We start from the raw sequence: 14,193 nt of genomic DNA on the forward strand, positions 1-14,193 counted from the left end.
AATGATAATAAATATTTATTTTTGAAGAGGAGGAAGAAATTCTTAAAGAAGATTTTAATTTATGCCGATAATAAGAAAGGAGTGTTTTAAACTTTTTACAGCTTTCACAGAGGTTAATATGAAAAAGGAGTTTCTTGTTTCTATATTATTACTGGTTTCTGCCGCTTCCAGAGTTTTTGGAGTTACTGCTTTTACAGGATATGCAGGAGGAAAACTTAATCAGGGAGCTAACGAACAGGCTGATGACTATGAAGGAGAATTAAAACTTCAGGCCTTCTTTGCAGGACAGTTTAATTTTAATCAGAATGTCTGGTCTCATCTGGAATTTTCTATAGATACAGACAATCTTTTAACAGATGAGATTTTCAAAAAAACTCCTGCCCAGTTCCGCATTGATGAACTTTCTATTACCGGAAAAATGACTTTTACAAGCATTGTAAATTATCTGAGTGCCTTTATTGGTATGTACGATCCGATTGGTTCCGACATTCTGCTTCAGCGCTATTTTGGAATTGAAGGAATTGCATCAAAAGTAACAGACAGCTGGCTGGGAACAGGAAATTCAATTCTCTATCCTCAGTGGGGTATTGGAGTAGCCGATGTTTTAAAATCTTATACCCTTCCGACTCTTATAGGATTATACGCGTATGTAAACAGCGAGGACCCAGAGTACAAGGTATTTAACATAGATTTGCGTGGAGCGCTTTCATTCCATTATTTTACTATGGACCTTGCAGCTGGATTGGGAGCACCTTTGGCTGATAAGAGCCAGGGAAAAGATGTAATTGTTGCCATTAACAAATTGTACTGGCATATGGGAAGTACATTATTAATAGGAAATAATTATACTGCCGCATCACTTTTCTCTCAGCTGGGAATTAATAATGCTTCAATTGAACCGAAAGCAAATACAATGGCAGTAAGCCCTGAAACCTGCTATTTCTTGATTGAGCCACGTTTTTATAACGGCGTAGGACATACCCATGTTTCGTTATATATTCTTCCAAAAAATACTGTATCAGAACTTATGATTCTGGATGATACAATGGGAATCAATTTGAATATCTTCCAGAATGTAAATACAAGAAACAATCTCTTTACAATCGGTATGCACTTTGGCGCTGGTTTTGATGATAAATATATAGATGATTTATTGCCGCCAGACAGCTTTAATATTTCTGACCTTCACGCCTATGTAATTCCGTATTTTTCTACAAACATCCTGGCAGGAAGCTTAAATACTGCCCTTAAAATCAAATTCCACGAGTTTGTAAACAAGAAGCCGGGAAAGGCTTTTGTGATTGACTTAGGTTATAAGTGTAAGTTGTAGGAGGGATTCTCGGGTCAAACCCGAGAATGACATATAAATAATAAGTCTGAGAATGACATGAGACTTAAAAGGCTTGTAAGCCTACGGATGACAATAAAAAAGCCCGGATTTCCGGGCTTTTTAATTTAACTAGAGTGCCAGTTTAGAAAGTCTTGAGCAGGCTTCCTGTACGTCGGCGTGGTGACCGAAGGCACTGATTCGGATGAAAGATTCACCGGCAGGACCGAAGCCACTTCCCGGAGTTGTTACAACATTGCACTTGTCCAGGAGAGTGTCGAATACACCCCAGCTCTTCTTTCCAGGGAATTTTACCCAGATATATGGAGAGTTTCCGGTAAAGTAAACTTCTGCACCGGCTTTCTTGAAGTTTTCGCCTTCAAAAGTCTTCTTTATAAGAGCGGCGTTTTCAAGATAGTAGTCGATTACTTCTTTCATTGCCTTAAGACCTTCCGGCTCAAGACATGCAAGACCGCCAGCCTGAACTACGTTTGAAGCACCATTGAACAAGGTTGTCATTACGCGGTTCCAGTCGCGGTTTACGCTTGTGCCGTCTGCAAATTTCAAATCATTTGGAACAATTGACCAGCCAAGACGTACACCTGTAAATCCGGCAGGCTTTGAAAATGAGTTGATTTCGATTGCACAGGTGCGGGCGCCTTCAATTTCAAAAATTGTTTTTGGCAACTCAGGATCGCGGATAAACTCGCGGTAAGCGCCGTCAAAAATGATGATACAACCGTTTTTGTTTGCAAAATCTACAAGTTTTTTAAGCTGTTCTTTTGTTGCAACAGCGCCTGTAGGGTTATTTGGAGAACAGAAATAAATCAAAGAATCAGGTTCTACTACAGACAAATCAGGGAAGAAGTCGTTTTCCGGTGTACAAGGCATGTAAGTAACGCCTTCGTAACCAGTTCCATTATTTTTACCTGCAGCGCCAACGATTACAGAACCGTCTACATAAACAGGATAAGCCGGGTCCTGGACGGCAATCTTTACATTGCGTCCGAAGAGAGTCTGAATGCGGGCAATATCACATTTAGCGCCATCAGAAATAAATACTTCTGATTCATCTGCCAGGCCCTTGTACCATACTTCTGCAATTTTCTTGCGGAGTTCTGTATTACCCTGCTCGTCTCCGTAACCAGAGTATCCTTCTGGTGTAGAAAGTCCGATAGAATAATCAGCCATTGCCTTTGCAATAAACTTTGGAAGAGGTTCTGTTGTGTTACCAATTCCAAGACTGATAATTTTTGCTTCCGGGTGAGAAGCAGCATATTCGCGGCGGCGGCGAGCAACCTCAGGAAAGAGGTAACCGGCAGTTAAGTTTGCAAATCCTTCGTTACGTGTAATCATAGTTTTAAATCCTTTTTTAGCGTTTCTAATTAATTAAACAAATCATCCCAGCCGTAAAGCTTACCTTTTGACAATTTTCCTGTCTTTACGGCTGATGAAAGTTTTTCCAGAGCTTTTACTGAACCTACGGCAAAGCCTTCGCGGCTGCGGGCTGTGTGAGTAAGCTCGATTGTGTCGGCAGTTCCGTCAAAGAATACTTTATGAGTTCCAGGAATGTTTCCGCAGCGGGTTGAGCTTACGTGAAGCTGATTAGCCTTTGGACGTTCGTGGAAGGCATCTGTTACGATTTCTGTTTTGTTTTTATTGCCAAGCATTACGCGGCGGGCAATTTCCAAAGCAGTTCCTGAAGGGCTGTCTGCCTTCTGATTGTGGTGAGCTTCCCAGGTTGCAACATCGTAATCTGAATATTCAGCCATGAGTTTTGCAGCTTCTTCTACAATTTTATAGAACATATTTACGCCGATTGAAAAGTTTGCAGAAGTCATGATAACTCCGCCGCAATCAGCTGCCATTTTGTTTACTTCATCGTGCTTGTCGTTCCAGCCTGTTGTTCCAACTACGATTGGAAGTCCAAGAGGGAGTAAAGCCTTGATGTTTCCCATAACGGCTGTAGGATGAGAGAATTCGATAACTCCCTCTGCCCCGCTTGATTTTACAGCGCGGGTAAGAGCCTGCTCATCTCCGGCAGGGATTTTATTTGTAGCGTCTTCTGCCATTACGTCGATTGTTGCTACAACCTCGTGACCGGCTTTTTTAGCACACACTTCTATCATGTGCCCCATTTTTCCATATCCAACTAAAGCTATTTTCATTAAAAACCTCCGGTTTTCAGGTATCAGGTTCAAGGTATCAGGTGTTAGGATTTTAGCAGCAGGCGTTGCGGGCGGCGTTTGAGCCCGCAGAGGGGGTAGCGGAAAACGGTAGCAGCAAAGCTGCGTACGTTTGAAGCGAGGGGGAGACCTCCCCCATCCCTGCCTATAACCTAAAACCCAGCACCTATAACCTAGTTAAAGAATGCTCCGTGCAAAATCTGAACAGTCTTATCGGCTTCGTCGTCGTCAACAATCATGCTGATGTTTACCTTGCTTGCGCCCTGGCTGATCATCTGGACGTTGATTCCTTCGTCGGCAAGAACGGCAAATCCGCTGGCAAGAATTGCAGAAGAATGAGCCGCGTCACAAACGATTGTAACGATTGACTTTCCTGTGTGAACTGAAACTTCGCTGGCCTCTTCAAGATCTTTTACAAGACCAGAAAGATCTGACTTTGTGTTTACTGTAAGGGAAACTGAAACTTCTGAAGTTGCAATTACGTCGATGCTTACATTCCACTTGAGGAAGTTGTTGAAAACGTGGGCAAGGAAGCCTGCGGCGCCCAGCATACGGGAAGAAACAATATCAATAAGGGTGATGTGTTTTACAGTTGTAATTGCGCAAACCGGAGGAACTTTTCCAGTGTGCTTTTCTACGATGATAGAACCCGGGCTCTGAATATTGTAAGAGTTCTTTACGCGAACCGGAGTGCCTGTTTTGCGGCAAGGAACCATCGAGCGGGGATGAAGAACCTGGGCACCGAACATTGCAAGTTCCTGAGCTTCTTCGTAAGTAACTTCAGGAACAGTTTTTGCGTCCTTGCAGATGCGTGGATCAGTTGTAAGAATACCGTCAACATCCTTCCAGGTCTGGATTTCTTCGGCTCCCATTGCAGAACCGATGATAGTTGCAGTAAGGTCTGAACCGCCGCGGCCAAGAGTTGTGATGTTTCCTTTTTTATCTTTTGCGATAAAGCCAGTTACGATTGGAATCTGATTGTCATCGCCGTTTTTATAGGCTGTAAGATAACGGGGAATATTTTCCCAGACTTCATCAAGAAGCTCAGCGGACATAAATGCAGAGTCGCTGACAATTCCGATGTCCCAGGCATCGTAGAAGCGGGCTGGAATTCCCTGTTTTTTAAGATAGGCTGCCATAATGCGGACTGAAAGTCTTTCACCAAAAGAAACAAGATAGTCGCGGGTACGTTTTGTAAGCTCTTTGAGCATTGAAATGCCAGTAAGAAGCTGGTTGAGCTCTGACAAAAGGGCTTCTGTTTCTGTGCCGTCAAGTTCAAGTGCGGTAATTGTTTCGCGGTGAAGTTTTGCAACCTGTGCAATGTCAACTTTTCCGTTTACTGCATCGTCGGCAGCTGCCAGAAGATGATCGGTTGTATCGCCCATGGCTGACAAAACTACTGCCGGACGATTCTGCTGATATGCTTTTATAATTGAAGCAACATGTTTGATTCTTTCTGCATTGGCGACGCTGGAGCCGCCGAATTTCATTACTATCATAGGTGAGATTATAGTGATTTACAAGGTTTAGTAAAAGTACAGTTCTTAAATATTTTTTAATAAAAAAAATGGCTTCCGGTCGTGGAGCATGTGTCAAAACCGCTCGGTACCTCGCTACATGCTATTTTTGTAAGGAAACTATTGCATGCGCCGCTAGCGCGGCAGACAAAAATAGAATGTTTTTACCACACGCTCCACTCCCTAACGCCATTTTTTCTTTCTAAAATTTCAGATTTGTCTTTTTTATAAAATCACTATAAAATTGAAACAAGAGGTTTTTGAATATGAAAAAAGCAGCAGTTTTTCTGGCAGATGGATTTGAAGAAGTTGAGGCGCTTACGCCGGTAGATTATTTGAGAAGGGCTGGAGTTGAGCTTATTACAGTTGCAATTCCTTCACCAACTATGAAAGAAGGAAAAACTGTTACAGGCTCGCACAAGATTCCTGTAATTGCAGATACAACATTAAAGGAATACCTTGCAAAGTACGCAGACAATGAACCGGATTTAGTTTTCTGTCCGGGTGGTTCAGTGGGAGCTGACAATCTTTCTGAGTGCGCAGAGCTCCTTGAACATCTTGATAAATGCTATGACGACGGCAGATATGTAAGCGCAATCTGTGCCAGTCCTGCAGTTGTGCTTGGAAAAACCAAGGTGCCGGAAGGAAAACGCTGGACCTGCTATCCTGGAATGCAAAAAGAAAGTCATCCTGATTATCAGTTGAAATATGAAGACAAGGTTTTTATTACTGACGGAAAATTGATTACAGCACGCGGAGCCGGTGCCGCTGAAGAATTTGCAATGGAATTGATAAGGCTTTTGTGCGGTGACGAAGTCGCAAAAAAGATTCACGACGGAACTTTACAGCGATAAAACAAATAATATAGATAAAAAACCAAAGGGGGCTTGAAAGCCCCCTTTTCTTATTTATCTTCTTCCTTGCCTTTTTCAAGCAAATCGTTCTTTTCTTTAATCTGATTTGTAAGGGTCTGGATTTCTTCCTGAATAGGTTCAACTTCAATAACTACGCCTTCCGGAAGTTCAATCTTCTTTTCTGCAATAAGGGCAGAAAGTTTTTCTCCCAAAGCCTGATATTTTGCATCACGCTTCATTTCAAGCTGTTTTTTTTCTATTTTAACAACACTTGCATCAGAGAATTTCTGAACTTTGTCGCCTGCCTTTTCAAAAGCTGACATTGCGCCGGCAGCTCCCTTTGAAAGCGCCAGCTTTACTTTGTTTACAATATCTTCAGTATCCATAAGTACACCTCTCTATAAGTATATAAATTAATATAATACCCTTTTCAGATTTTTCAAAGTCTTTTTATTGCTAAAAGCGTCAAATCGTCAGACTGTTCATCTTCCAGTACCTGGTTGTAGTCGACATAGTTAGGCTCACCGGCCCCTGCTTCGCTGGCGGCGGCATAAAAATCATAGCGGGAAAAATATTTCTTTAAGAAAGCGTCAATTTTTTTGTCAACGCGGACATATTCTGTCTGAGGAACTACAGGAGTTTTATACAATCTGAAAACCTTTTCACAGGAAGCCAGGGCAATAATTGAATCTTCGATTGTTCCCTGAGACTTTGTAAAATTAAAGTGAAGTTTTTCATCTGCCCGAGGATTTTCAAGCTTGGTTAATTCATAATCCTTTCGATTTAAAACTGATTCAATAATAGAAGTAATCCGTTCAGTTCCAAACTCTTCTTTAACGTCATCGATTTTTCCGTTTATCTCGGCTCGTTTTACAGTGAAGTCTGCTTCGCGGACACGACGGGTAGATTCTTCAATACCGTCAGTGTAGAGGTAGAGAACATCACCCTTATTCAGATGATGCTTTTCTACGGCAAAACCACCCCTCATCTGAAGCAGGTCATTTGAGAAAACGCCTGCTGTCGGGGCTGAAGCCAGGGTAACGGTTTTAATTTTTCTTGAAGCGGCTTCGAAAATATGGAAAATTCGGTCGCCGGCATTACAGGTGTAAAGCTCTCCAGTCTTAAGATTGATAAGACAGATGATGAGGGTTGCAAACTTTCCCTTGAGTCCAAGCTTTTCGATAAAATCATTAATCTGGTCAACAACACGGTTGATATTTGAACCGTCGTGCTTAAAAGTCCAGTGGTCAAAATAGCGGCGGAAGATTGTAGCAACGACTGTCATGATAATGGCCGCCGGGATTCCGTGACCGGAAGCATCGCACTTGATTGCAACAAACCATTCCTTATCAAGGCGGCGGTAATCAAAGTAGTCGCCCGAAACCCCGGATTCACCCTCGTAGTAACCGAAGCATTCAACCTGGTCATCTTTATACTGCGCCGTTGTCTTTTTATTATTAAAGTCGTCGCTGGTAAGGGGGAGGAAGGCATTCTGGACAGCCTTACCGTCCATTGTAAGCGCCTCCTCCTCTGCAACAGCAACAAGTTCATGGGTCATGTAATTTACCGCATCACCCAGGCGGCCGATTTCATCCTTCGAGCGGATGTGAATATCCTTTCCCTTAAGATTGAGCTTATTTTTTGTGCGGCCGATTAACTGAACGTGTCTTTCAAGCTGTCTTACCGGGTGAACAATAATCATTGCAAAGAGAGAGGCACCGAACATTCCGATTAAGAGGGCAATAACTGTGATGATGACGCCAAAAACGACAATCCCTTTTGTCTCAGAAATTATAGAATCGACAAGAGTCTGAGTTGAAAGCTTTACCAGAACAACCGCGTGAACATAATTGTTGGTAGTACCGCGGCGGTATAAAACCGGACGATAGAAAATATAATCTGTATTTTCGTAATCAAGATTTGATGAATCAAAATGAGGATAAGAACCTGTTGAATTCTGCGCAATCGCCAGCAAATCTGAATCGATTTTATTACGCAGTGTTACAACACCTTCCGAAGTATATTCAGCCTGGGCAAAATCATCATCAGAACCGCGGGCATAAAGAATATCAGCCTGATGAGAAAGTCCTTCTATTTTATCTGACAGTTCCTGCTCATTCTGGCTGACCCACATATCAATTGGGGCTAAATCATTAAGAATCTGCAGGACAGCTTCATCTGTTATCTGAGAGCGGCCGTAAGACAGTTCAACGGTATCAATTTTTGTAAGGATGTTCGGATCGTTTGAAGCCCAGACATAACGAAGATTTTCACTTGAAGTCGAATTCATAGGCTGACCGACAATCGTTACGTATTCAACTTCGCTCATGGCGTCTTTCTGGCGTGGAAGTGAAGTCAGTTCAAGAATATTGTTGGCTGGGAAGAAGTTTTTAACACCGGTACAAAGGCTTTCAAGCAGAACGCTGGTGCGGTTTTCAAGGCCTTCTGCCAAAGTAAGTTCATGCAGGCTTATATTGTTGCGTCCGCTCAATACAGAAACGCCCATTACAACAATGATAATCAGGCTGAAAGTAAAGACGACAAGTTTTTTCCTGAGTGAAGGTCTGAATAATGAAAATCGTTTTGACATGCGAACTTTTCCCCCAACAAAAAGATTTTTTACTATTTTCTTATTTGAAACTTCTTCATAAATTGAAAGCGTGTACCTTGTTAAGAAAGATGCAAAGACAAGGCAGATAAAAATTATCAAAAGAGAGGCAAGAATAAAGGCAATACCGACAGCATGTTTTACGTCTTTAAAGTTTCTGAAGCGGACAGGCTTTTGATATTCGCCTTCAATTTTCAAGGTTCCGCTCTGCTGTATATTCAACAGGGCGCCGGAAAAATATAATCCGCGGTCTGTATGATAAAGACCGATTTTATACTGGCCTTCATCAAGTTCTGAGCCGACGCTGCCAATAACAATTTTACTGATAAGGCTGTCATTAAGAACTTTGAACTGATTGTTTTTTACTGAAAGTTCCAGGTCATAAGGGGCCTTTCCATCACGGTCAATGATAAGACGGGTGACAGTTCCATCGTAGGTAAAGCCGCTTCCATAAATCGAAAGCTGGTCTTCGCCATATTCATCTTTTTTAAGTTCTGCCTGCTTAATCACAGTAGAAGGCTTGTACTTATTGAGGAAAACAAAGGTCTGCGAAGGCTCGCTTACGTTTCCAACTTCATCCACCGAAGAAACAGACATGACATAAACGCCATTTGAAAGATTCTGGAAGAGGCGGGATTTCAGGCCTGAAACTGTATAGGCCCCGTTACCTGTCATACGGCGTTTTTTTGAAAGCTGGTTCTGATATTTCTGACGAAGTGCTGCAAGTTCTTTTTCAGCCCTCTCTTGTGAAAGGGTGAATTTATGTCCCGGCGACTGATAAAGTTTTTCCGAAATCTCTCCCGCATAGTCCAGGCGGTAAATATAGGAAACTACATCGTCACTTGGAGAAGGCCCCCATTCAAGGCGGAAGGAATTCGAAGTCAAAAAGCCGAATTTATCGCAGGCCTGAGACTCAGGCAGCTGAGGAGGAAGAGGCGGCGTAGTATCAAGCTTATATTCCATTACGGCAGGAGCAGACCAGTTACCGGCATAATCCTGGGCAATAAGAATAAGATAGTAGGAACCGTCACCTTCAAGCGCCTTTGTACGTATTTTTGTTTCCTTAGGGAAGTGAGCGACAGTTTTTGCAGGCAGCTCTTCAGAATTTCGGGTCCAGATATAAGAATAGCCTGCAATATTCGAAGAATCCTTTGGAAGCTGAACCTGAAATTCCGGAATTGTTTTGCCAGATTTTTTATTTTTCTGGAAGTTGCCGGGAACAATTACAGGAGTTGCAACACTGCGGTCCGGAGCAAGAAAGGCTATCGAATTTCTTTTTGATTTAGAAGTCTGCTGCCAGACAAAAGTCAGAACCTTTCCAGAGTCACTGTTATTATCAGAAAGAATAAGAGGAGAAACAAACTGATTTGAATTTTCATTTTCGCAAAGAGCCGCTTCTTCCCAATAGCTGCCCTGACGCAAAGCCATGTAAGCGCCTTCCCTACCCCGCCGGTTATCAAACCAGGAAAGACAGAGTTTATCATCATATTCAAAAAGAACGGCGCGGGAAGCGTTTCCGGAAGTTGTTACAGACTCACTTGTTAAAGGCTCAATTCCATTTTTATTAAGGATTGCAAACCAGATGCTAGTATTATTTCTTGAAGTTCGCTCCCAGCAGAGATTGGCCTTGCCGTCAAAATTATAAATTACAGGCCTCTGATTCTGATAATCGTAAAAATCTCCGGTATCACGCAAGGAAAGAGACTGCCTGTCTGAAATTAAAACCGCCTCACTCCATGACCTGTTGTCTGAATTCTGCACGGTAAGATAAAGCTGATAAGAAATTCGGCTTGTTACAGGATTCACATACTGGGCCTGGAAAACTACAGCGTCGCTGCCGTCAAGACTTGAAAGATATGGAAGGAATGGGTTTCTCAGCTTTGAAGCGGGCTTAAACTGCTCGAAATTCGACCAGGAAAGTCCGTCTGAAGACACGCTTTCGTAAAGCATGAAGGAGTTTTCCTCGCCAGCCGAAATAAACATTTTAAAGCGGTCTTTCTTTTCGCCGCCGCCTGTAAAAATGCGGGGCGCAACCATAAGGCCGGAAGTTTTTATATTGCAGGATTTCCAGCTTCGACCATAATCTGAAGTCGTGTAAACCGAAATCTGATTTTTTTCACTTAAAACTGCAACAGCAGTGAGCCCGGATTTAAGGGAAGCCGTCGTGTAAATATAAGGGACTTCATCGCCGGAATAGGAGAAAGGCCCTGCAAAATTTTCGCTGTTAAAAAACTCCCCCGGAGAAGAATAATTCCGGCAGGAAATATAGATTTCCTTTTTTGCAGTATCAACATTCTGCCAGAAAACAAGGCCGCCCTCTTCAGTGCTTAAGGTGCTTGGGAAGCGGGCATCGCCAGTCGTAAATGAAAAAGGATTTTCCCAGTAAAAATCCTTTGCAAAGACAGGATTTCCGCCCGCAAAAAGCAGAATAAGCGCAGTTGAGAAGCTAATCAGATGTTTTTTTACACGGGCCAAAGAAATCATGATCTTGCGTCTATTTTTACCTTAAGTTCCTTTATTTTTTGAGAATATGCGTTTTCCGGCTTTTGCAAAAGTCTTGAAACAATGGCATTAGCCCCTGAAATATTATTATTCTGAAGTCTCTGAATTGCAAGCTGATAAAGACGCTCATCTTCTGTAGAAAGAACTGTTGAAGCGCTTCCTCCAATGCGGGTTGTAATCTGGTCTTTAAGCTTCATCGCATCCTTATCATCTGAGTTGAGGGAAAGGCTCTGATTGATTTTTGCAAGGGCATTATTCAGCTTGATACGGTCACTTCCAGCCCCGGAAAAAATCTGGCGGGCTTCATTATAAAAATTCTTTGCCTTTTTCTGGTCTGAATTGTCCACAGGCTTTTTTCTGATTCCGATATCAATTTCTGTCTGGTAAATAAGATTTTTAAGGCCCGGATAATCAGGTTCCAGCTGATAATAGTCCAGAAGATTTGCATAGCCTTCGCGGCGGGTTTCGTTTCCCATGCACATGAATTTTGCGGCTTCAATTTTCTGGCTGAATTCTTCGCGGAATTTATCAGGATCCTTAAGTTTATTGATTTTAAGAGTCAAAATCGAAGATTCCTGATTCAAAGGATATACATACTGAACCTTCTGAACACTCTGCAGGGCTTTATTCAAATCTGCCTCACCCTCTTTTTTATTTCCCGAAGTATATTTTTCACTTCCAGAATTGTAGTATTCATGAGCAATGTCCAGAAGCTGCGACATTTCAGGATACTGCGGGTAGCTTGGTAAAATCTCGCGGCCGGTGTTCATTGAAACTGCAGTATTTACAAAGGTCATAAGGTTTGTAATTTCTTCATCTTCAGTTGAGTTTGTATCTGCCCAGCGGTTTCTTGCCTGAGTCAGATATTTTTCTGCATCATCAAAGCGGCCGTTAAAATAAGCATCCTTTGCAAGAGTTTTAAGGTTACGAACTTCAACTACAACTACTTCATTTTCAGCGCGGGTAATTTTTGCGGCCAGTTCAGAAAGCTTTTTATCGCAGGCCAGACGGAAATCCTGGTCATCCTGATTTGAAAGCGACTCATCATATTTTGTAAGTGAATCCTGAAGTTTCTTTCTGGCAAGAGCAAAGTTCTGCTTTTTATAGGCAGCCTCCGCCTCATCAAAACGAATATCACCCTCGTTGCGGGAAAGTCGTGCTGCAAGGATTTTTGAGTCACAAAGGGCAATCTGCTCAGCATTTTTATTCTTTAAGTCTAAAAGCATGCTGATATTTGTAGAAAAATAACGTTTATTGTCTGTCTCAATTCCAGAAATCTCTTCATCAGAAGTCCACTGGGCGTTGTTATCATAAAAATCTGAAAGAAGCTTGTCACTGTCGGCAATATTCTGAATGTATTTGTCTATCTGAGAATTACAATGCTCAAAAACAGACTTTGCAACATCAGGATAATTATAAAGAAGATCTAAATCAGAGATTTCTGAAGTATTTTCTGCCATCTGAAGTTGATTTACAAATTTCTGTGCCTGAGCTGCATTTTTCTTAAAATCTGAAGAAAGCTTTGCCGTAAGCTTGTCTGCTATGCCGGCTGCAAAATAAGAGCCGGAAGAATTAAGTTCCCGCGCATCAGCCACATAAAAGTCTGAAAGAGAACGGTAAAAACGCGAAATCTGAGTCCAGGAAAGCAAATCAATTTTCTGAACGTGGGCAAAAACTTCTGCCAGAAGAGAAGAATAATAATCCGAAAGACTTTTCCAGTTTTCAAAGCCCTGCTGATTATAATCTTTTGCCCAGGCGGCATTTTCCAGAGTCCTTTCCTGCTGAACGCCCATAAGGCTGCTAATCTGCTTTGTGATTCCAAAAAGCTGATTTATGACTTCGGCCTTATTCTGGTTTTCATCAGACAGTCTTCCAATTAATTTTTCCTGCTCAGACTGAATGTGATTTATCTGATTTTGCGAAGTTTTTAAATTCTGAGTTTCATTAATAAGATTTGCAAGATAGCTGTTTAAAATCCTGAAATTCCAGAGCGGATTATTTTCTGCTTCATAGCCTGATTTCATGTCATAAAGGGCAACTATGCGGTTTTCAAGAATGGAATAATTAAGTACCTGATCGGAAAGTTCAAAAAGATTAAGTTCAGAATAATTCTGCCTTTTTTCCTGAGTCTGAAGATTGAGGGCGGCGCAGTAGGCATCGTATTTTGAATTGAGGCGGACAAAAACCGCATTATTCATATTCTTGCAAAGATTATCCCAAAGGCCGTTAAAAACCCCGTTTATTCCGCTGAGAGAAATTGAATCAAGCCCCTTGATATAGCGGATCATAAAAGGGAGGTAGGAGGCATCGGTGGCATCATTATCAACAGCCTTAACCTGAGCAAAAAGCTCTTCAAACTCGTTACAGTTCATTTTGATTTTCTGATGCAGAAGATTTATCTCGCCAAAATGTTTCTGAACTTCACTGAAAGTTGAAAGCGCCTCTTTATAGGCATCAGCATTTACGTACTGAATAAATTTCTGAACACTGTCTGTAATTTTCTGGATATATTCGCGGCTTTCAAAGACCGTCAGATTTCTTTCAAGGTCTGCAAGAATTGAATCTGCCTTTTTCGTAAATTCTGTCCTTGATTCCCACTGCTCATAAAAATCGTCCTTGTAAACCCAGAAGCCTTCCCTGATTTTTTCTACGGCCGGCACATAGGAAGCTGTCATGGTAAGGCTTGCGGCCGAAGTCTGAATGTCTGTAAAAACCGCGCGGAAATAGTTGAACTGGGCAGATTTTTTTACGTCGGCAATAAACTGCAGGTTTGCGTCAGAAGGATGACGCTCGTATTTTTCAAGCTGGGCAATAATTTCGTAGATTTCCTTGTTGTTTTCAGGCTGATTCAAAATCATATCAATAAGGCGGTCTGCCAGTTTTGAGTATTCCTTTCTGGCCTTTATGATGGTTTTTATTCTGAGCTGGGCATTATCAAAATTGTCAGGATTAGCGGCAATGTAGTCGTTTAAAAGTTTCAGTGCCTCATCATATTCGGTACGCTTGATGAGGGAATCTATTTTTGAAAGCGTTAAATCATATTTTTTAGCCCCTGATTTTGGCCCGCAAAAAAGCGAAAAAGGCTGAAAAAAGAGTAAAAATATTAATGTCAGAAACGCTAGTTTTTTTGGCATTTATAGTATATATTATATGTATAATTTTCGGAATTTATACTTATATATTGTAGCAAAAAGCCCGA

At 41.7% G+C, this 14,193-nt stretch carries 8 protein-coding genes; 2 read left to right on the top strand and 6 right to left on the bottom strand.

Features of this window, described 5'->3' with window-relative positions; all coding sequences use genetic code 11:
- The first annotated feature begins 118 nt into the window (after positions 1 to 118).
- Positions 119 to 1,330 (top strand): hypothetical protein, encoded by a 1,212-nt coding sequence (locus tag T530_RS0107890; RefSeq protein ID WP_156011586.1) that lies wholly within the window; start codon positions 119 to 121, stop codon positions 1,328 to 1,330.
- A gap of 129 nt (positions 1,331 to 1,459) precedes the next feature.
- On the opposite strand, the gene T530_RS0107895 is transcribed toward T530_RS0107890, so the two are convergent.
- The 3 genes from T530_RS0107895 to T530_RS0107905 form a co-directional block, all read right to left on the bottom strand.
- Entirely contained in the window at positions 1,460 to 2,683 is a 1,224-nt protein-coding gene (locus tag T530_RS0107895) for an LL-diaminopimelate aminotransferase (protein ID WP_027728543.1), read from the bottom strand.
- 29 nt (positions 2,684 to 2,712) lie between these two features.
- A complete protein-coding gene (gene dapB / locus T530_RS0107900) occupies positions 2,713 to 3,495 on the bottom strand; it encodes a 4-hydroxy-tetrahydrodipicolinate reductase (protein WP_027728544.1) in 783 nt (260 codons plus the stop codon).
- 191 nt (positions 3,496 to 3,686) lie between these two features.
- The gene (locus T530_RS0107905) at positions 3,687 to 5,012 is read right to left on the bottom strand and encodes an aspartate kinase (RefSeq protein WP_027728545.1); all 1,326 of its coding nucleotides are present in this window, start codon (positions 5,010 to 5,012) and stop codon (positions 3,687 to 3,689) included.
- 284 nt (positions 5,013 to 5,296) lie between these two features.
- Between T530_RS0107905 and T530_RS0107910 the strand changes: the two genes are divergently transcribed.
- Positions 5,297 to 5,884: a DJ-1 family glyoxalase III gene (locus T530_RS0107910; protein ID WP_038074144.1), complete on the top strand. Its 588-nt coding sequence runs from the start codon at positions 5,297 to 5,299 to the stop codon at positions 5,882 to 5,884.
- Positions 5,885 to 5,934: 50 nt separating this feature from the next.
- Here the strand turns inward: T530_RS0107910 and T530_RS0107915 are convergent, their stop codons facing one another.
- Genes T530_RS0107915 through T530_RS0107925 form a run of 3 tightly spaced genes read right to left on the bottom strand, consistent with a single transcriptional unit; the run spans position 5,935 to position 14,128 of the window.
- Entirely contained in the window at positions 5,935 to 6,270 is a 336-nt protein-coding gene (locus tag T530_RS0107915; RefSeq protein ID WP_027728547.1) for a hypothetical protein, read from the bottom strand.
- A 53-nt stretch (positions 6,271 to 6,323) separates the two neighbouring features.
- Positions 6,324 to 10,976 carry a SpoIIE family protein phosphatase gene (locus T530_RS0107920; protein WP_027728548.1) on the bottom strand — a complete coding sequence of 1,551 codons (4,653 nt, stop codon included), beginning with the start codon at positions 10,974 to 10,976 and terminating at the stop codon, positions 6,324 to 6,326.
- Entirely contained in the window at positions 10,973 to 14,128 is a 3,156-nt protein-coding gene (locus tag T530_RS0107925; RefSeq protein ID WP_027728549.1) for a hypothetical protein, read from the bottom strand. The genes T530_RS0107920 and T530_RS0107925 overlap by 4 nt, the downstream gene beginning before the upstream one ends.
- Positions 14,129 to 14,193 lie beyond the last annotated feature (65 nt).

Source organism: Treponema sp. C6A8 (assembly GCF_000619925.1).
Taxonomy (GTDB): domain Bacteria; phylum Spirochaetota; class Spirochaetia; order Treponematales; family Treponemataceae; genus Treponema_D.

Bases quoted from the DNA above. Each gene is read 5' to 3' on its own strand.
- T530_RS0107905 (WP_027728545.1), bottom strand. From the start codon at position 5,012: ATGATAGTAATGAAATTCGGCGGCTCCAGCGTCGCCAATGCAGAAAGA.
- T530_RS0107920 (WP_027728548.1), bottom strand. From the start codon at position 10,976: ATGATTTCTTTGGCCCGTGTAAAAAAACATCTGATTAGCTTCTCAACT.
- dapB (WP_027728544.1), bottom strand. From the start codon at position 3,495: ATGAAAATAGCTTTAGTTGGATATGGAAAAATGGGGCACATGATAGAA.
- T530_RS0107925 (WP_027728549.1), bottom strand. From the start codon at position 14,128: ATGCCAAAAAAACTAGCGTTTCTGACATTAATATTTTTACTCTTTTTT.
- T530_RS0107915 (WP_027728547.1), bottom strand. From the start codon at position 6,270: ATGGATACTGAAGATATTGTAAACAAAGTAAAGCTGGCGCTTTCAAAG.
- T530_RS0107890 (WP_156011586.1), top strand. From the start codon at position 119: ATGAAAAAGGAGTTTCTTGTTTCTATATTATTACTGGTTTCTGCCGCT.
- T530_RS0107910 (WP_038074144.1), top strand. From the start codon at position 5,297: ATGAAAAAAGCAGCAGTTTTTCTGGCAGATGGATTTGAAGAAGTTGAG.
- T530_RS0107895 (WP_027728543.1), bottom strand. From the start codon at position 2,683: ATGATTACACGTAACGAAGGATTTGCAAACTTAACTGCCGGTTACCTC.